Raw genomic sequence first — 19,146 nt, 5'->3', positions numbered from 1 at the left:
TGGTGCCCTATCCACAGCAGGCTGCGATGGAAGCTGTCGCGCACGCGGCGCAGGGGCTCGCCCTGCCAGTACACCTCCCCGCCGTCCGGGCGCGCCAGCCCGGTCAGCAGGCGCAGCAGGGTGGTTTTTCCGGCGCCGTTGCCGCCGGTGACCTGCACCCACTCCCCGGCCTCCACGGTGAACGACAGCCCACTGAACAGCGTCCTCTCGTCCCGCTCGCAGTACAGATCTCTGGCTTCAAGCATCATTGTCATTGCGCATATTCAGGTTGATATGGCGTATAAACACCGGTCAGGCTTTCCAGGAAGGCGACGATATCGTCAATATCGTTTTGCGGCAGATCGGTGCCAACCTGATAACGCAGCATCAGTTTTACCGCGCCATCCAGCGTCGGTACGTCGCCCCGATGGAAATAAGGCGCCGTTAACGCGACGTTGCGTAAGCCCGGGACTTTTTGCCGTAATTTATCGCGAACCTCTTTGGTGACGTTCATACGACCAATATCCGCTGCGGTAATTTCGCCAAAATTAAAGTCTCGCTTTAATCCCAATGGTTCAAAAGAGCGCCCGCCTAAAATGATACCGCCGTGACAGGTTGCACATTTATTTTCTTTAAATAATTGATAACCGTGTTTCTGTTGCGCGGTCAGCGCATTTTCATCTCCACGTAGCCATTTATCAAAGGCGGAATCCGGCGTTATCAACGTTTTTTCGAATTCGGCGATCGCATCAGTAATATTTTCCCCGGTAAATCCTTGCGGATAAACCGCCTGGAAGTCTTTTTTCAGGACAGGATCTTTATCAAGCTTGCTAATAATTTCATCCCAGGATTTAGAGGCCATTTCAATAGGATTTAACGGTGGTCCGCCTGCTTGCTCCTGCAGGGTTGCAGCACGACCATCCCAAAATTGTTCGATATTGAATACGGAGTTGAATACCGTCGGCGCATTTATTGGTCCTACCGCACCGCCAACGCCAATTGAGGTTTTTCTGCCATCGACACCGCCCGCATTTAACGCGTGACAATGCGCACAGGATATTGTGCTGTCGCCGGATAAACGTTCATCATGATAAAGGCGGAAACCTAAGTCGACTTTTTTCGCATCGACGGGAATATTGCGCGGAATAGGCTGAACGGGTTCATTCCGGTGCGCGGCGTCGGTATCGGCGCTGGCATAGTTGCGCTCACGCTGATCGGCTATCCAGTTCAGGATGTCAGTACGCTCTTTATCGCTGACGCCCCCCGCCCAGTGCAGCGCGACATAGCGGGTTGGCGGCATAGTCTGATGTTGCATAACCCATTCAATTTTATTCAGTTCGCTTTGCGGCACCGGCGTATCCGCAATCAGGGCGGCCCGTACCGCCTCCAGGTTAAACGATTTGTAGCCGAGCTGGATATCGTAATCCATTAGCTGCTTTGCCACCGGAAAAGAGGAATAAAAAGGTAATTCAGCGGAAGGCGTATGACAATAATCACATCCTTTCTCCCTGAAATAACCCAGTATTTTATTATTTTCACCCACAACCGAGGCCTGCACATCGCTTTTTTTACTGCGCTGTTTGTCGTAATACCATACATACCCGGACAAGCCTAAATAACATAACAGCCCAACGGTGATAACCGTTGTCGCATAGAGGGTAATTTTTTTCATATCACTATCCTTATGGGGTATTGCGGCATGATTAATTAAATTTTATTTTTTTACTCATGAGGCCCGTCAATACTAAATACAAACCCATCATGGATATTGATTGGTATCAATAATTACAATTGGCTAAACCTATAGATATGATAACCTCCGACTATCGTAAGATTTATTTTGCGATGCCCGTCACAAGGTTTATTCAGCCGCAACAATGGATAAATCCTCTTTTCCGTCATCAAAACGAACGATAGCCAACAATAATTGACTTAACGCAGCATAAAAACCATAGGGATCATGCTTAAGGCAATTATTTGTAAATTCCGGAAGCCATTCCAGTAATGACGACAATGTTTTCTGGCGTAATTTATTCATTCTCCGTTGTTGGAACGATTCACCCAATGAAAAATGTAAATGGCTGAGTAATTCCAGATAAATCGCCAGGTGGTCGGCCGGCTCTTTAAAATCGTCGTTGACTTCCATCCCGGCTTCAAGCAATAAATGTTTAATCATGCCGGGTTCCTGCTGCGGGTATTGCGAGGCGTAGGGCAAGGCCGATTTTTTATCCGTCATCAGGAACAATCCGCAAAAATCTGCGGCCAGCTCCAGCTGCGCATCCTGGCGCAGGCTAAGCGCGGCAATTTTTTGTTCGAGTAACGCCACCGACGCCGCTAGCGCAGGCTGACGCTTTAACAGCGCCAGCCAGTCCGCGATCTCCGCGGACTGTAATTGTATTAACCCTTCATCATCCACTTCCCGGAAAAAGAGTAACGCCAGCCATGCATATACGCAGGCGTACTGTTCCTGAGCAAGCGCTGGCTGCTTAATCATGCGGATTCCCCTGCGATGCGGGTACATATTCACACTGCGCGACCATCTCGACCGGACCGTTAAACGCCGTGACGTTATCAATAGGGCCGGTATATTTTTCAATTTCCACCAGCGTCGTATGCGCGCTGGTCGCCTGCGCGAGCTGTGATGTACCGATATCCAGCGTTAATACGTTAGGGTTGCCGTACTTACACAACGCATTGATGTCGCCGCCTTTATCAGGATCGTACCAGGCGCCTTCATGAATTCGCGCCACGCCAGGCGCATAGCGATCGGAAACCACCGCCCCCGCCAGTACCTGCCCGCGTGCATTGAATACCCGCACGATGTCACCGTTGCGGATCCCGCGCGCGCTGGCATCCTGTGGGTTAATAAAGACCGGCTCCTTGCCGCCAACGGCATATTGCTGACGCAGCGTTTCCGACTCGCACAGTTGGGAATGCAGACGGAAATCAGGGTGGACGGATTGTAAGTGCAACGGCCAGCGCTGCGATCCCGGCCCGCCATGCGAGCGTTCGATTTTTTCGAACCACATGGGATGGCCCTGACAATCGTCGTATTGCATGTCGGCGATCGTTTTGGAGTAAATCTCGATCAAACCGCTTGGCGTGCCCAACGGCTCCAGGTCCGGATCTTCACGGAAAGCCTGATGGCGCACAAACATCTGCGGATGATCAAACTCGATGTACTCCTGTTGATTCCAGAACACCTCGAAAGTCGGTAAGTGGATACCGCGACCTTTTCCCTGCTGGCTCCCTTCCTGCCAGATGCGTTTCAGCCAGCCCATTTCATCAAGGCCTTCCGTAAATGCCGCTTCACGGTTAAAGCGTCGGCAGAGATCGCGGAAAATATCAAAGTCGTTACGCGCTTCAAACTGCGGCGACACCACCTGTTTCATGGCGATAATCCCGCGGTTAGAGTGATTGCCGAACTGATCGAGGTCGTTACGCTCAAATTGGGTGGTAGCCGGCAAAACGATATCCGCAAAGCGGCAGGTCGACGTCCACTGGTTATCAATAGCGATGACCGTTTCCAGCTTGCGCCACCCTTCAATTATGCGGTTAATTTGTTGGTGTCGGTGGAACGGGTTGGTCCCGGCGAACACGCACATCTTCAGCGGCGGTAATTTAACCGATTTGCCGTTCCAGTTAATGACCTTGCCCGGTTCAAGAATGGCATCCATAAAACGCGCAATAGGAATGGTGCTGCTGTAGCCTTTGTAATCCGTGCTGTCGTGTACTGGCGGAACGGTCGTCGAACCGGAAAAGCCGCTTAAAATGATCCCTTTACGACCAGGCGTCCCGGCGCCGTTGTAGTGCCAGCCAAAACCAAAGCCGCCGCCCGGTAAACCAATCTGTCCCAGCATTGCCGCCAGCACGACGACCATCCATGACCACTGTTCGCCATGCTGCATACGTTGTACGCACCAGCCAGCGATGATTTGCGTTCTGTCGCCCGCCATCTGCCGCGCCAACGCGCGGATGGTGTCGGCGTCAATACCGCACAGTTTTTCCGCCCAGGCGGCATCTTTGGGCTGTCCATCTTTTTCGCCCAGCAAATAGGGGAGGAACTGGTCAAAACCGACGCAGTAGTTATCGAGGAAATTTTTATCGTACAGTTTCTCGCTGTACAGCGTATGCGCCAGCGCCAGTTGTAACGGGACATCCGTCTGCGGGTTAATGGCGATATGTTTGACCTTATCGCGCCCCAGATAATCGTGCGTGGAGGTGACGACCGGGTCGATGCTGATGACCGAGATAGCGCCGCTGGCAACCTTCTCTTTTAATTGTTCATAGTACTGATAGACATCGTGATCCGGGCACCACCAGTTTGCCTGCTGGTTTTTCACCATATCAGAACCCCATAGCACAATCGTTTTACTGTTCTGTAAAACCAGAGGCCATGACGTTTGCTGCTCGTACACTTCCATTGAACCCACCACGCGCGGCAGAATCACCTGCGCCGCGCCGGTCGAATAGTCCCCTCCCGTGCTAACGCTATTGCCATGTAGCGCAATCGCGCGCGCCAGCATCCCGGAGGCGTTATGGAACATGCCGGTAGATTGCCAGCCGCTCGCCGTCAGTAGCGCGCTCGGCCCGTAGGTTTTTTGCACCCGCTCCAGTTCCTGATAGAACAGATCCAGCGCTTCATCCCAGGAGACGCGCACAAAACGATTATCGCCGCGCTGCGAGGTGTCGCTTTGATGACCTTTGCGCATCCAGTCGACGCGCACCATCGGATAGCGAATACGCGCCGCGTTGTGGACGTGATCGGGCAGGCCGGCGATCATTTTGGACGGGTATTTATCCTGTTCAAACGGTTTTGCCGCCACAAATCGACCGTCAACCACCGTGGCGCGAATCGCCCCCCAGTGAGAGCCGGTAAGGATACCCTCTTTCGTCGCGGCGCCTGGCGCAACGGCATCCGCTGCGCGGGCGCTACGGGGCGTCAGCAGTGACGGCCCCAGCATTCCTGCCACCGTCAAACCGCCAAGCTGCGCCAGAAAACGTCGACGAGAGACGTGTAACGAGTCCTTATTTTTCATTGTGTTCTCCCTTATCGCTGTGCGGCGTGTTGGTGGTATCAGACGCATTCATCTGGAGATATTTCAACAAGGTACGTTCTTCACGCTTATCCAGACTGGTGAAACCGATCATGCCGTTGAGCGTGCCGATCCAGCCGTTAGCGTCAAAGTGCGCTTTGTCCGGCGCGCCGTGACACTGATTACAGGTGCCGTTATAGAGGGAGTCGGCATAGGCCCAAATCGGTTTAATGTCATTTACCATGTCGCCTTTTTGCATCCACGCGGTTGCCTGTAATTTGCTCCACTGAGTATTGGTCGCCGCGACGGTGGTCTCTTCCAGCGTTTTCACATGCTGTTGCACATCGCCGCGAATCGAGGCGACAAAAATACGTTTACCGGGCAACTGCGTCAGCACGCGCTGGCGACCGTCCGTCTCCGTCCAGCCTTCGATTTGCACTTGCAGCCAGTCACCGTCCCGTTTAAGGACTTTCACTTCAGAAGCAGGTAACAGCGAACCTGCCGGTTCTTTATCGCCTTTAGCGGCGTAAATCGGCTTGATATCCAGCGAATAGAGCGTATCGCCGTCATTATGCGTACTGGCGCTGGCGCGCAGTTCATCAAACTGTTTGCGGAAACCGCTGCTCATATCCGGTAGCTGGTGGGCAATCCCTTTATGGCAGTCGATGCAGGATTGATTTTCTTTCGCGGCGATTTTCATTTGCCGCGCCGCTTCCGGGTTCTGTTTCGCGTGATCCATCGCATCGTAGTTATGGCAGGAACGACAGGTCGCGGAGTTATTCTCTTTCATGCGCGCCCATTCACGCTCGGCAAGCTCGGCGCGTTTGGCTTCAAATTTTTCTGGGGTATCAATCGAGTGGGCGATAAATGTCTGGTAAAGATCGTTGCTGGCTTCCAGCTTACGTTTCACCATGCCTGGAATATCAGGGGGGATATGGCAATCGTGGCATTCCGCGCGTACGCCGGAAGCATTCTGGAAATGTACGGACTGTTTATATTCCTGATACACCGGCTGCATACTATGGCAGCTGACGCAAAACTCTGTCGTACTGGTCAGTTTGATACCGACGTGAGGTAACACGATCAGCGCAACACCGATCACAATCCCGACAATGACCAGCGCCAGTATCGACCAACGGGCGCTTGGCCTGAGTAGCGCTCTCCAGAGTTTTCGCATAATAGCCCCTGTAATTATATGGTTTAATGCGCAGATCTTATTCCGCAAATATGAACAGCGTCACTGGTCAGGATGAACGGGATACGGCAATATATGAACAGATATGAACAGAAAGAGACCGCGCGCAGGATGTCACATCACATTGTTATTGTTGAGGATGAACCTGTTACTCAGGCCAGATTACAGGCCTATTTTGAGCAGGAGGGATATCGCGTTTCGGTGACCGACAGCGGCGCGGGCCTGCGCGACATCATGGAGCATGAGCACGTTTCGCTGATCCTGCTGGATATCAACCTCCCCGATGAAAACGGGTTGATGCTGACCAGGGCGCTACGCGAACGTTCCACGGTGGGCATTATTCTGGTGACGGGGCGTTGCGACCAAATAGACCGCATCGTCGGACTGGAGATGGGCGCGGACGACTACGTCACCAAGCCGCTGGAACTGCGCGAGCTGGTAGTACGGGTGAAAAATCTTTTGTGGCGCATCGATCTGGCCCGCCCCACGCCGCAAAATGCCAGTGAAAACTGCTATATGTTTTCCGGTTACTGCCTGAACGTGATGAATCACACGCTGGAGCACAATGGTGAAGCCATTAAGCTTACGCGCGCGGAGTACGAGCTACTGCTGGCCTTTGTGACCAACCCAGGCAAAGTGCTGCATCGTGAACGCCTGCTGCGAATGCTTTCCGCCCGCCGCGTAGAGACTCCGGATCTCCGCACAATTGATGTCCTGGTTCGCCGCTTACGCCATAAAATTACGCCGGAACTGCTGGTCACACAGCATGGCGAAGGTTACTTTTTAGCCTCGGAGGTGTATTGATACAGATAGACGGGCCGAAATCCCGGAGGCGATAGCGAACGGCGAACGCGCGCGCTGTCAGCGTTGTTATGCGTCAAAATAAGCACCGGCGGGCTGATATTTTCAGGCACCGGTTGCCCCTGTAAGACCTTAATCGACTGCGTTATCGCTAATTCTCCCTGCCAGGCCATCTGATCGCTGAGCGCCATCAAGATATGGCCGCGTTTTAAACCGCGATAAACCTGATGCGTCAGATAAAATGAGACGATCGTGAGCGGAGTCGTCAAATTTCGCCCTTCGCCCATCGCCGCCTCCGCCGCTATCGCCGACCCGGCGACCACATTGGCGTCCGGATGGCGTTCCAGCATTTCCTGGAGTAAGTTTCGCTGCACTTCAATGTCGTTATCGCCCCAGGCGATATCCACAATGTTGATGGCGCTGCCTTTAATTGCCTGACGAAAACCCGCCACCATCTCCTGACTGCCGCCGGCTTCTTCCGGCCCCGGGAAGAGTAAAACGTTAAGCGCTTTTCCTTTGCTCCACTGCACCAGGAAACGTCCCGGCAGATACCCCATCTGAAACCACGGCAGACCAACGCGGGTTGCGACGCTGGCATCGTGAATCATGTTCACCAGTTCAATAACCGGCACATTACCGGCATACCGTTCCAGTTCCGGGAAACGATCGGTACTGCTGCCAAGCAGAATAGCGTCGGCGCCCCACTCCCGGCATTGCATCATTTGCTGTTGTTGCGTCGCCAGTTGCCGATAGCCATTCGCTTCCAGCACTTTTAAATCAACGCCATACAATTTGGCCGCTTTTTGCATCCCGTAGTTGACGGACAACCAGTAAGAATCTTTCAGGCTGGGGTATAATGCGCACAGTTTCCAGGGTTTACTCGCATTGACTGACGTTTGCCGCCAGGGAATCGCCCGATCGGCGCGCGTCCAGTGTAACAGCCCGGTTTCGGCTGACGCCGTTTCTACATTCGAGACGATGATTATCAAAAAAAAGAACGAAATAAGCGCGCGCATGATAGCCCCACCAGCAACAAGGTTTTATCCTAATGGTTTTTCCGGCGGCAACTCAACCCATTTCACCCGCGGCGCATAAATGTCAACGCCTTCACTGACCCGCAGATTATGGCTGGCCTTCGCCCTGATGGCGGCACTCACCCTGCTCAGCACCGTGATCGGCTGGATAAGCCTGCGCGTCATTAGTCAGGTGGAGCAAACCAATACGCAAGCGCTGCTCCCCACGATGAATATGGCCAGGCAGTTAAGCGAAGCCAGCGCTTACGAGCTCTTTTCTGCGCAAAATCTGACCAATGCCGACAGTGAGGGCGTTTGGCTGGCGCAGGGGAAGATGCTGAAAGCGCAAAGCCTTAAAATTAACCATCTTTTGCAGGCATTAAGCGAGCAGGGATTTAATACCTCGGCCATCGCCCGGCAAGAAAAAGAGATTGCGCAAACGCTTGGGCAACAGGGAACGCTGGTCGGTGAAATTCTCACGCTGCGCGCACAGCAACAGCAGTTAAGCCGCCAGATTGCGGAGGCGGCGGAAAGCATTGCCGCCCAGGCTCACGGTCAGGCCAATAATGCAGCGACATCTGCGGGCGCCACCCAGGCCGGTATTTACGATCTTATCGAAAGCGGTAAAGGGGACCAGGCTGAACGCGCGCTTGACCGACTGATTGATATCGACCTTGAGTATGTGAATCAGATGAATGAACTGCGGGTCAATGCCCTGCGGTTTAAGCAGCTCATTGTGACCTTAAAAGACGCGCAAGGGCTGAGCGATGCCGAGGACACCGATGAAAAACTTAATCAGTTGGTTAAAATTTTATCCCGCCGCCAGCAGCGTATAGAAGATCCTACCGTTCGCGCCCAAATCGCCGACGCGCTGGAGAAAATAAATCAGTACACCACACTGGTTACCCTGTTTCGTAAGGAAAACGCCATCCGCGACCAGCTTCAAACGCTCATGGCCAATAACCTCTTCCAGTTTACCCGCTTCAGTACGGAAGTGTCGCAGTTGGTGAACGCCATCGAAAAACGAAACGAGGCTGGGTTAGCGCGTCTTACACACGCCAGTCAGCGTGGGCAAATAGGGTTAGTGATCTTAGGCATCCTGGCGCTGTGCTCATTAAGTTTTATTCTTTGGCGAGTGGTTTACCGTTCCGTATCCCGCCCGCTGGCGCAACAAACGCAGGCCTTACAGCGGCTACTGGAGGGCGATATTGACTCGCCGTTTCCGGAGGCGGCTGGCGTCAGCGAACTGGATACCATCAGCCGTCTGATGGAAGCGTTTCGCGCCAACGTGCGCAAATTGAACCGCCATCGTGAGGATTTGGCGGAACAGGTGCGATCGCAAACGGCGGAGCTTCATGCGCTGGTGCTGGAACACCGGCAGGCGCGCGCCGAAGCGGAAAAGGCCAACGAGGCGAAATCGACGTTCCTTGCCGCCATGAGCCATGAAATTCGCACGCCGCTTTACGGCATTCTCGGTACGGTACAATTGCTGGCCGATAAACCGCTCATGGCAAACTACCGCGACGACTTACAGGCCATTAATGATTCAGGCGAATCGCTACTGGCGATTCTTAACGATATTCTTGATTACTCGGCGATTGAAGTAGGCGGCACCAACGTTTCTATTAGCGAGGAGCCGTTTGAACCGCGACAATTGTTGAATAGCGCGCTGCATTTAATGCACAGCCGCGTGCAGGTGGCGCTCATCGCCGACTTTAGCGAGCAACTCCCCTCCACGCTACAAGGCGATCCGCGCCGGATACGTCAAATTGTGATTAATCTTTTAAGTAATGCGGCGAAATTTACCGATCGCGGCAGCATAGTGCTGCGCACGTTTTGCGACGATCAGAGCTGGTTTATTGAGGTTGAAGATACCGGGTGCGGTATCCCTGAAGCGAAGCTGACGGCTATTTTCAAACCGTTTGTGCAGGCGACAGGACGCCGGGGCGGGACGGGCCTGGGGCTGGCTATCAGCGCCAGCCTGGCAGAAGCGATGGGCGGGACGCTAACCGTCACCAGTACGCTTCATGTTGGCAGTTGTTTTCGCTTACAACTGCCGGTTCGCCACCCCAAACCCGCAAGCAAAAATGCGTTCAGGGAACCGATAAATCTTAACGGACTACGCCTGTTGCTGATTGAAGATAATATGCTGACGCAGCGTATTTCCGCTGAAATGCTCACGGGTAAAGGGGTGAAGGTCTCAGTAGCTGAAAGCGCGAATGACGCGCTACGCTGTTTAGCTGAAGGCGAGTCCTTTGATGTGGCGCTGGTGGATTTTGATTTACCGGATTATGACGGCTTAACCCTGGCGCAGCAGTTGATGAGCCTGTATCCCGCCATGAAACGCATTGGTTTTAGCGCGCATGTGATAGACGATAATCTTCGTCAGCGTACCGCCGGTCTTTTTTGCGGGATTATTCAAAAGCCCGTTCCCCGCGAGGAGCTTTACCGCATGATAGCGCACTATTTACAGGGCAAATCTCACAACGCGCGGGCGATGCTGAATGAACATCAGCTTGCCGGCGATATGGCGTCTGTCGGCCCGGAAAAACTCCGGCAATGGGTCGCGTTATTCAAAGACAGCGCGCTGCCTTTAGTCGAGGAGATCGAGGCGGCGCGCGCCATGAATGACGACGTTAACATTAAGCGGCTGGCGCATAAATTAAAAAGCGGCTGCGCCAGCCTGGGGATGACGCAGGCAACCGAAGCCTGTCGGGAGCTGGAATTGCAACCGCTTAGCGATATAGATATTAAAACTATCGTGACGCAGGGAGTGACGGCGCTCGACGCATGGATAGCCGATCATCCTTCGCCATAATAGCTTCCGGCTCGCCAAACGACGCGTTTCACATCACCAGTTATCAGGACATAAAACAGTACGCCGAGGGTATAAGAGGGAACTAGCCTACGGCTACTGCCTGTTTAATGATTCTGTGTTTTTTCGTCCTGTAGCCGTGCCTGCTCCGCCAGGGCGGCAAAATCTTTTTCGCTGTAATAGTGCGCGGGAGGCGGTAGCTGCGCCATATCCTCGCTGGGCCACAATTGTAGTTGCGCCAGCGTGCTAAGCTGGATACCGCGCCAGCGATGGGGCAAGCTCAGCGGCAATAGCGGCATTATCTCGCCAGGAATGGCGGTCGGCAGGCGGTCATCGCCCATCTGATAATTACGATGCAGCACCAGATATTTTTCCGGTACCCGCCGCTGGCTGTTCCACCAACGGCCATCAAGCATATCAAACTGAAAACGGGTGATCTGCGCCGGCTGCGCTGCCAGCTGCGTCAGCGCTTGCCGCAGCGCAGTTTCCATCGCCGTGTTGTACATCTCTTGCGTTTTCGTCTGGCCGCCGACAATTAAAGACGCCGCCAGACGGGCACCCGCGAGGTTAGAATAGAGATCTTCCGGCGAAAAGGCCGATACTCCCTCAGAAAATCCGCGAACAGACTCGAAACCGTACCATTGGGCGATTTCGTGCCACTCCGCCACCTGGAACGCCAGATGCGCCGACAGCCAGGCGGCCAGCGTGTAACGCTCGCGTGCATCGACCGGAGGGGTAAAAGCAGTAAAAACCAGACGCCGTTCGGCCAGCTCCTCGCCCAGATTCAGCGTAAAAGCCTGCCCCAGCTTTGGTAGTAGTTGGCTGAAGATATACACTGTCATATCAGCGGTATCCCGCACATGTGCGGTGTCGATGAATCCGCCACGCAAGGTATACACAATACCGTTATTCTCACCGCTAAGGCCGATCAGGTTTGCCACGCCCGAGTACAGATGGTCGTTGTACTGATGATGCCCCAGCGAGTCTACCGTCACGACGTTATTTAACTGATAAAACGGAACCGGCAGTCCCAGCAGCTCGGCATGCAGGTCGTAACCAAAAGCGCAACACGGACGCAACCCCTTTGGCAGTGGCTGCGGCGGCATCGTCGGCCAGGCTTCACTGGCAACTGGCATTGGGAGAGAGGACAGATAGAGCGTCAGTGGTAAGGCGGCGCGGGCGCTCCCCGCCAGAAACAGCAGCGCCAGAAAGATAACCCGAACGACGGACCTCAAAATGCTTCTCCTACCTGAAAATAAAAACCGCTGCTAGCTTTGCCCACGCCGTAATCCAGCCGCACGTTGACGCGCGGCTTGAACTCAAAGCGATAGCCCACGCCCGCAGAAGGCAGCCATCGCCCGTCATCCAGATGGTGCAAAGACGATCCCATGGTGCCCGCGCCCACCCAACCGACAACGCCATGCCGCCAGCTCAGCTTATGGCGATATTCCAGCTGACCGCTGATAGCATTTTTATCGCGATAGCGCCCTTCATAATAGCCGCGCATACGATGGTTACTGCCCAGCAGCGGCAGCATATTCCACGGCACATCACCCTGAGTAAAGGCGCCGTCCGTTTCCCAGGCCAGCACGTCTTTATCATTGACGGCATGGTAACGACTATAGTGCAGTTGGTATTCATCAAACCGCGTATCGCTACCGACGTCCGGTGCGAAGTGGGTATAGCGAAGGGTGGCATACTGCCCTTTGCGTGGGTTAGGTATAAAATCACGATCATCCCAGCTAATCTCAACGCTACCGCCGTTACTCAGTGAAGAACAGCCCTGCGCTGTACTTTGAATTTTGGGCGGATCGGTCTCATCAATTTGCGCGGCGTGCTGTATATCCAGCGTCCAGCCAACGCCAAGATAGATATTGTTGACCAGCCGACGATACAGCATGGGTTGCAGATCCAGCACCTGCGCAGTATAGGCCTGCTTATGGCTGTCTTTATCACCGGCGGCAAAACCCTGTCCCCAATAGTAAGTGGGCGTGTCGCTCAATGCGCCAGTGAGGAAGAAACGCCAGCGATCTTGCGCGAAAAAAGCGTAATTTTGCAGGGTTACGCCAAAAGCGCCTGTGGCGCTGAAATAGCCGCTCAGCGACAGCGTGGATACCTGGCTAACCTTATCGGCAGGATCGGGGCGATACATACCGACGATAGCGGTGCCGATGCCCAGCCCCAGTTCAGGGGTATAAAATGGCCCGGGCATTACTCCCCAGTTGACGCCTTTGGCGGCATCGTAAGTATCGCTATCCCCCATTTGTTGTAGCCAGCCGTCCACCTGACTGCGGCTGGGCAGCGCCGCCTGCGCCACGCCGGACAGCACACCGGCGACGCAAAGCAACAGTCGGCAATGGCAGCGGTTCAAAAGCGGTACTCACCGGCCACAAAGAAGCTATTGCGCTCGGCAAAGCCAAACTCGGTGGTAACGTTGAAATGGCGGGTTATTTCATACTGAGCGCCCAGCAGCATGTTCCACGGTGATTGTAGATGCTGTTTGACGTCAAAGCGGCCGTTATTGTTATAGTTAGCCATACTCACCAGCCTTTGTAGCGTCGCTGACGGCATGGTCAGGTCGTCGAGGCTGCCTTTAAACTCCTGCTGCACATCCTGATACATGCTGCCGACCCAGACGTTTAGCTTGCCCGACGGCAGATGCATCTTATCTATACCCGGGGTGGTAAAACGGTAACCAACGCGAGGTGAGACGGTAAAGGCATCGATGCTGCCATCAAGGATATCGAACTGTGTCTGGGTGTAGTTAGCATCAACAGCGGTAAACCAGTTACCTACGCCGCCGACCAGCGTGGTGCCGATGCCATAGGTAGTGCCTTTAAAGTCGAGTTTAAACTTGAGGTTTTGCAGATCGGCGGGATGAAAAACGTGGCCATTTTTCGTCATCAACCCAACACCAATTTGCGAAATGGAATGACCATCGGTATAGCCCACCAGGCCGTACACATTCATAAATGGCAGCAGCCAGGCATCCAGCTTGACCGTTTCGGTCTTGCTCTTTTCACGGGTATGACCGACGTTAATTTTAAATGCGTTATCTAATGGAATTCCCCCGTTGGGACCTAAAGCCAGGCCATTAAAGTTGATGCTATCAACGTTAATATTCTGCCCAATATTCATGTAGTTAATATTGAGACCAAATGGCTCGGGAAGCTCATAGCCACGCTTTCGGGCTTCATCACCCAGAAAAGGCAACACTGATGTACTGGCAGGCTTTGCCACCGGCGTTGTCGCGACTGGCGGTGTGGCAGCAGATGGGACGTCATCCTGATAGCTATAAACAGGCGACAGGTTCGCCGGGGGGCTGGTAGCCGCCCAGGTAGAAAAAGCCATAGCGGGCAGCGCCAACAGCAAAAGGGAGCGTTTTTTCATAATGATGAAGCGTTTATTCTGGCGAGAAGCGCCGCCGGATCGAAAGGAGGAGGGAGAATATAGTAATCGTCGCCTGGTGGGCGGGATTTCTGTGCGAATTAATCTTTTGAAATAAAAAACTATTTTCTACAACGTCTTTGTTGCAACACATTAGCTTCATGAGTGGAACTATCGGCCCGACGGCGATCGGGCCGGAGTGAATCAGGACAGAACATGTTGTTCAATCGCCCAGGCAACACCATCTTCAAGGTTCGATTTAGTCACAAAGTTAGCCACCTCTTTGACCGACGGAATGGCGTTGTCCATTGCCACGCCCATACCGGCGTATTCGATCATCGCAATGTCGTTTTCCTGATCGCCAATCGCCATCACCTCCTCTGGCTTAATACCCAGCGCCTCGGCCAGTGATTTTACGCCGGTGCCTTTATTAACCCGTTTATCGAGGATTTCAAGGAAGTACGGCGCACTTTTCAGCACGGTGTACTTTTCCTTCACCTCTGCCGGTATACGCGCAATCGCCCGGTCGAGAACGGCAGGCTCATCGATCATCATAACTTTCAGGAACTGGGTGTTCGGGTCCATCTTCTCCGCTTCACAAAATACCAGCGGAATGGTCGCTACATACGACTCATGCACCGTGTAGTAGCTGATATCGCGGTTAGCGGTATAAAGCGTATTTCGGTCTAATGCGTGGAAGTGAGAACCCACCTCACGGGACAGTTTTTCCAGGTAACGGTAGTCATCATAGCTGAGCGCCGTTTGCGCAACCGTACTGCCGTCCCCTGCCTTCTGCACCAGCGCCCCGTTATAGGTGATGCAATAATCACCGGGCTGTTCCATGTGAAGTTCTTTCAGGTAACTGTGCACACCCGCATACGGACGGCCTGTGGTCAGCACCACATTTACCCCTTTTTCACGCGCAGCGGCAATCGCGTTTTTAACCGCCGGAGAAATGGTGTGATCGGGCAGCAGAAGGGTGCCATCCATGTCGATAGCAATGAGTTTAATAGCCATGAAATCCCCGCATTAAATGAGTCCTGACTCATGCTAACGCGATTCCGCTCAAAAAACAGCAAAAGAGTCAGGGATAAAGGGGGATAAACTCTGGAAAAAGGATTCCTCTTTTGTCCGACATGATGAGGAGTTTAACGGTCTTTACAATGGTTGCTTCTATTGTGCATTGACCGATTTATCAGGCAATAACATACAGAAAAATAAAGGAGGTTATTGGGAAACTCACCGTCTATAGAAGAAAAAGAGACTGAGTGTCCCGTTAAACCATTTGAGGAATGAATAATTTGATGACAATTACCGTTAGTACTCTCTGAAAAAAATAAAAATAACACAGCTTTCGATTAAACGGCACACCGGTAAGAAAGCGCAGATAGAAAAAATAGCAATAAAATTAGCGGCGTGGTAATAATAACGAATATGACATGTAAGGAATACATTCATGAAAATAATTAAAATAATATCAGCCATTGCCATGAGTTATTTTTTAAGCGGTTGTATGACGTCATCTTTACTCGATACTATAAAAACGGAAAGCGCACCCACGACAGAAGTCTGGAAAACAGATGAAATAAAAAGTATCAAACCATCAACGACTACAAACGGAGAGAAAACGTGGACATTTGTTGGTGAAGACAATAATTATCAACTTGATATAAAAGATGATAATATCAACACAACAACCAGAAATTTCGTCACTTTACTGAATAACCCTCATATAGATAAAAGAATTATCGAATTTTCCAAACAGCTTTACTGTTCTACCGATAGTAAAAAAGGGAACAAACAAAATGAGTTTCATTGCGTCCGCCCTTCAGATATTAGCTACAGCTATAAGTCTTTGACGGAAGAAGAAAAATCAAAAGTCAGAGAGGCATTTTATGTACATGAAAACGATCCTGGCAGTCCTTTTTATTTTACGTTAGCAGGAAAAATCCAACCCAAAGATGCCGATAATGAAAATGAAATATTACTAAAATCTTCCCATAAAATAAATTTCACACGTGATAAGAAGCATTTCTCGGCTAAGGTTTTATTAATGCCATTCTCTATTATTGGCGATGTTGTCACTGCGCCCTTCCAGGCAATTGGCTATATTATTATCATGAATTCTTTACCGGCGATGCGCTACTAATAATAAAGAATGCCTGAATGTATTCAGGCATTCTATGTCAGCCTTACCTTGTCGGATGGCGGAGTAAATACTCTATCCAACCAACAAAGTATCTTTAATGCTAAACAATGGAAAATACATCAAGGATATATTATGAACAAATTATTAGAAATATTAATTTTAACGATACTTGTAGTGGCTATAATTCTTTATATTGGATATGTCATTGTATTGCACTCACTACCCCCAATGCGTTACTAAATCTCAGACTGCTGACAAACCTTCCAGGCGCTGTTAAATGTTGGGATTCGCTCCCCTCAACCTACAGACTAAATCTCTCCCTTATATAAGGGAGAGATTACGCGGGAATATTAAATATCGATATTCGCTGCTTTCAGGGCGTTCTCTTCGATAAAGGCACGACGCGGCTCAACGGCATCACCCATCAGCGTGGTGAACAGCTGGTCGGCAGCAATCGCATCTTTGACGGTCACACGCAGCATACGGCGGCTTTCCGGGTCCATGGTGGTTTCCCACAGCTGATCCGGGTTCATTTCACCCAGACCTTTATAACGCTGGATAGCCAGACCGCGACGTGATTCTTTCACCAGCCACTCCAGCGCCTGCTCGAAGCTGGTTACCGGCTGGCGACGCTCGCCGCGTTCGATAAACGCGTCCTCTTCAATCAGACCGCGCAGCTTCTCGCCCAGCGTGCAGATACGACGATATTCCGCGCCGGTCACAAACTCGTGATCCAACGGATAATCGGTATCCACACCATGCGTACGCACGCGCACGATAGGCTCGAACAGATTCTGTTCCGTATTAGTATGAACATCGAACTTCCACTGACTGCCGTGCTGCTCTTTCTCGTTCAGCTCGGTAATCAGCGCATTCACCCAGCGCGTTACAGTCTGCTCATCAGAAAGATCGGCTTCGGTCAGAGTTGGCTGATACACCAGCTCTTTGAGCAGCGCTTTCGGGAAGCGACGCTCCATACGACCAATCATTTTCTGCGTGGCGTTATATTCAGAGACCAGTTTTTCTAACGCTTCGCCGGATAGCGCCGGCGCATGGGCGTTCGCGTGCAGAGTCGCACCGTCAAGCGCGATGGAGATCTGGTACTGATCCATCGCTTCGTCGTCTTTAATGTACTGTTCCTGCTTGCCTTTCTTCACTTTGTACAGCGGCGGCTGGGCAATGTAGACGTGGCCGCGCTCGACGATTTCCGGCATCTGACGATAGAAGAAGGTCAACAGCAGCGTACGGATGTGCGAGCCGTCGACGTCCGCATCGGTCATGATGATGATGCTGTGATAGCGCAGCTTGTCCGGGTTGTACTCGTCGCGACCGATACCGCAGCCCAGCGCGGTAATCAGCGTCGCCACTTCCTGAGAGGAGAGCATCTTGTCGAAGCGCGCTTTCTCGACGTTGAGGATTTTACCTTTCAGCGGCAGAATCGCCTGGTTCTTGCGGTTACGCCCCTGCTTCGCAGAGCCGCCCGCGGAGTCCCCTTCCACCAGGTAGAGTTCGGACAACGCCGGGTCGCGTTCCTGGCAGTCCGCCAGTTTGCCCGGCAGGCCCGCTAAATCCAGGGCGCCTTTACGACGGGTCATTTCACGGGCGCGACGCGCCGCTTCACGCGCACGCGCGGCGTCGATAATTTTGCCGACGACGATTTTCGCGTCAGATGGGTTTTCCAGCAGGTATTCGCTCAGCAGTTCGTTCATCTGCTGTTCTACCGCCGATTTCACCTCGGAAGAGACCAGCTTATCTTTGGTCTGTGAGGAGAATTTCGGGTCCGGTACTTTTACGGAAACCACCGCAATCAGACCTTCACGGGCATCATCGCCGGTAGCGCTGACTTTAGCTTTTTTGCTGTAACCTTCTTTGTCCATATAGGCGTTCAGCGTACGGGTCATCGCCGCACGGAAGCCTGCCAGGTGGGTACCGCCGTCGCGCTGCGGAATGTTGTTGGTAAAGCAGTAGATGTTTTCCTGGAAACCGTCGTTCCACTGCAGCGCTACTTCCACGCCGATACCGTCTTTTTCGGTGGAGAAGTAGAAGATATTCGGGTGGATCGGCGTTTTATTCTTGTTCAGATATTCAACAAACGCCTTGATGCCGCCTTCGTAGTGGAAATGATCTTCTTTGCCATCGCGCTTGTCGCGCAGGCGGATGGAGACGCCTGAGTTCAGGAATGACAGTTCACGCAGGCGTTTCGCCAGGATCTCATATTCAAATTCAGTGACGTTGGTGAAGGTTTCGTGGCTCGGCCAGAAACGTACCATCGTGCCGGTTTTATCGGTATCGCCAGTGACGGCCAGGGGTGCCTGCGGCACGCCGTGCTCGTAGATCTGACGGTGAATTTTGCCATCTCGCTGGATAACCAGTTCCAGTTTTTGCGACAGAGCGTTGACTACCGAGACGCCCACGCCGTGCAGACCGCCGGAGACTTTATAGGAGTTATCGTCAAATTTACCGCCCGCGTGCAGAACGGTCATGATCACTTCCGCCGCCGAGACGCCTTCTTCCGGGTGAATCCCGGTCGGAATGCCACGGCCATCATCCGTTACGGACACGGAATTATCGGCGTGAATAGTCACGACGATATCTTTACAGTGACCTGCGAGCGCTTCGTCGATAGCGTTATCTACCACCTCGAATACCATGTGGTGCAGACCGGTGCCGTCATCCGTGTCGCCGATATACATACCCGGGCGCTTACGCACCGCATCCAGCCCTTTCAGGACTTTGATACTGGAGGAGTCATAAGAATTCGACATCAACGT

Annotated in this window: 14 protein-coding genes; 3 read left to right on the top strand and 11 right to left on the bottom strand. The window is 52.5% G+C overall.

What is annotated here, in order from left to right:
- From NBA72_RS22640 to torC, 5 genes are all read right to left on the bottom strand, one after another.
- The coding region (locus NBA72_RS22640; RefSeq protein ID WP_277914891.1) for an ATP-binding cassette domain-containing protein at nucleotides 1-245 on the bottom strand (245 nt) is incomplete at its 3' end.
- 5 nt (nucleotides 246-250) lie between these two features.
- Nucleotides 251-1,651 carry a cytochrome-c peroxidase gene (locus NBA72_RS22635; RefSeq protein ID WP_000724469.1) on the bottom strand — a complete coding sequence of 467 codons (1,401 nt, stop codon included), beginning with the start codon at nucleotides 1,649-1,651 and terminating at the stop codon, nucleotides 251-253.
- Nucleotides 1,652-1,840: 189 nt separating this feature from the next.
- Nucleotides 1,841-2,473, bottom strand: coding sequence for a molecular chaperone TorD (gene torD, locus NBA72_RS22630; protein WP_000595415.1), 633 nt, complete (start codon nucleotides 2,471-2,473; stop codon nucleotides 1,841-1,843).
- Nucleotides 2,466-5,018, bottom strand: a complete 2,553-nt coding sequence (torA, locus tag NBA72_RS22625; protein WP_023208228.1) for a trimethylamine-N-oxide reductase TorA — start codon at nucleotides 5,016-5,018, stop codon at nucleotides 2,466-2,468. Before torA ends, torD begins: the two co-directional genes overlap by 8 nt.
- Nucleotides 5,008-6,192 (bottom strand): pentaheme c-type cytochrome TorC, encoded by a 1,185-nt coding sequence (torC, locus tag NBA72_RS22620; RefSeq protein ID WP_001230254.1) that lies wholly within the window; start codon nucleotides 6,190-6,192, stop codon nucleotides 5,008-5,010. Before torC ends, torA begins: the two co-directional genes overlap by 11 nt.
- A gap of 129 nt (nucleotides 6,193-6,321) precedes the next feature.
- Between torC and torR the strand changes: the two genes are divergently transcribed.
- A complete protein-coding gene (torR, locus tag NBA72_RS22615; RefSeq protein WP_001562512.1) occupies nucleotides 6,322-7,014 on the top strand; it encodes a two-component system response regulator TorR in 693 nt (230 codons plus the stop codon).
- Here the strand turns inward: torR and torT are convergent.
- Nucleotides 6,987-8,027, bottom strand: coding sequence for a TMAO reductase system periplasmic protein TorT (gene torT, locus NBA72_RS22610; RefSeq protein ID WP_001202038.1), 1,041 nt, complete (start codon nucleotides 8,025-8,027; stop codon nucleotides 6,987-6,989). The genes torR and torT overlap by 28 nt on opposite strands.
- A gap of 79 nt (nucleotides 8,028-8,106) precedes the next feature.
- Between torT and torS the strand changes: the two genes are divergently transcribed.
- The gene (torS, locus tag NBA72_RS22605) at nucleotides 8,107-10,842 is read left to right on the top strand and encodes a TMAO reductase system sensor histidine kinase/response regulator TorS (protein WP_042949714.1); all 2,736 of its coding nucleotides are present in this window, start codon (nucleotides 8,107-8,109) and stop codon (nucleotides 10,840-10,842) included.
- A gap of 104 nt (nucleotides 10,843-10,946) precedes the next feature.
- Here the strand turns inward: torS and NBA72_RS22600 are convergent, their stop codons facing one another.
- The 4 genes from NBA72_RS22600 to yidA form a co-directional block, all read right to left on the bottom strand.
- A complete protein-coding gene (locus NBA72_RS22600) occupies nucleotides 10,947-12,074 on the bottom strand; it encodes a DUF4056 domain-containing protein (RefSeq protein ID WP_023138227.1) in 1,128 nt (375 codons plus the stop codon).
- Complete coding sequence (locus tag NBA72_RS22595) at nucleotides 12,071-13,210, bottom strand: BamA/TamA family outer membrane protein (protein ID WP_042949715.1); 1,140 nt, start codon at nucleotides 13,208-13,210, stop codon at nucleotides 12,071-12,073. Before NBA72_RS22595 ends, NBA72_RS22600 begins: the two co-directional genes overlap by 4 nt.
- On the bottom strand, nucleotides 13,207-14,229 hold the full coding sequence (locus NBA72_RS22590; RefSeq protein WP_000747398.1) for a hypothetical protein: 1,023 nt from the start codon (nucleotides 14,227-14,229) through the stop codon (nucleotides 13,207-13,209). Before NBA72_RS22590 ends, NBA72_RS22595 begins: the two co-directional genes overlap by 4 nt.
- A gap of 201 nt (nucleotides 14,230-14,430) precedes the next feature.
- Entirely contained in the window at nucleotides 14,431-15,243 is an 813-nt protein-coding gene (gene yidA / locus NBA72_RS22585) for a sugar-phosphatase (protein WP_000985571.1), read from the bottom strand.
- Nucleotides 15,244-15,682: 439 nt separating this feature from the next.
- On the opposite strand from yidA, the gene NBA72_RS22580 reads away from it, so the two are divergent.
- Nucleotides 15,683-16,375: a hypothetical protein gene (locus tag NBA72_RS22580; RefSeq protein WP_042949716.1), complete on the top strand. Its 693-nt coding sequence runs from the start codon at nucleotides 15,683-15,685 to the stop codon at nucleotides 16,373-16,375.
- 350 nt (nucleotides 16,376-16,725) lie between these two features.
- On the opposite strand, the gene gyrB is transcribed toward NBA72_RS22580, so the two are convergent.
- Nucleotides 16,726-19,140, bottom strand: coding sequence for a DNA topoisomerase (ATP-hydrolyzing) subunit B (gene gyrB / locus NBA72_RS22575; RefSeq protein WP_000072047.1), 2,415 nt, complete (start codon nucleotides 19,138-19,140; stop codon nucleotides 16,726-16,728).
- Nucleotides 19,141-19,146 lie beyond the last annotated feature (6 nt).

Origin of the sequence: Salmonella sp. NW1250, assembly GCF_051812965.1 — a bacterium.
GTDB classification, from domain to species: Bacteria; Pseudomonadota; Gammaproteobacteria; order Enterobacterales; family Enterobacteriaceae; genus Salmonella; species Salmonella enterica.
The sequence above is the reverse complement of the archived record's forward strand: the minus strand, read 5'-3'. Positions and strand labels throughout refer to the sequence as shown.

Excerpts from the sequence above, each read along its gene's own strand:
- gyrB (WP_000072047.1), bottom strand. The coding sequence starts at position 19,140 with ATGTCGAATTCTTATGACTCCTCCAGTATCAAAGTCCTGAAAGGGCTG.
- torC (WP_001230254.1), bottom strand. The coding sequence starts at position 6,192 with ATGCGAAAACTCTGGAGAGCGCTACTCAGGCCAAGCGCCCGTTGGTCG.
- torR (WP_001562512.1), top strand. The coding sequence starts at position 6,322 with ATGTCACATCACATTGTTATTGTTGAGGATGAACCTGTTACTCAGGCC.
- torD (WP_000595415.1), bottom strand. The coding sequence starts at position 2,473 with ATGATTAAGCAGCCAGCGCTTGCTCAGGAACAGTACGCCTGCGTATAT.
- torS (WP_042949714.1), top strand. The coding sequence starts at position 8,107 with ATGTCAACGCCTTCACTGACCCGCAGATTATGGCTGGCCTTCGCCCTG.
- torA (WP_023208228.1), bottom strand. The coding sequence starts at position 5,018 with ATGAAAAATAAGGACTCGTTACACGTCTCTCGTCGACGTTTTCTGGCG.
- NBA72_RS22580 (WP_042949716.1), top strand. The coding sequence starts at position 15,683 with ATGAAAATAATTAAAATAATATCAGCCATTGCCATGAGTTATTTTTTA.
- NBA72_RS22590 (WP_000747398.1), bottom strand. The coding sequence starts at position 14,229 with ATGAAAAAACGCTCCCTTTTGCTGTTGGCGCTGCCCGCTATGGCTTTT.
- NBA72_RS22635 (WP_000724469.1), bottom strand. The coding sequence starts at position 1,651 with ATGAAAAAAATTACCCTCTATGCGACAACGGTTATCACCGTTGGGCTG.
- torT (WP_001202038.1), bottom strand. The coding sequence starts at position 8,027 with ATGCGCGCGCTTATTTCGTTCTTTTTTTTGATAATCATCGTCTCGAAT.
- yidA (WP_000985571.1), bottom strand. The coding sequence starts at position 15,243 with ATGGCTATTAAACTCATTGCTATCGACATGGATGGCACCCTTCTGCTG.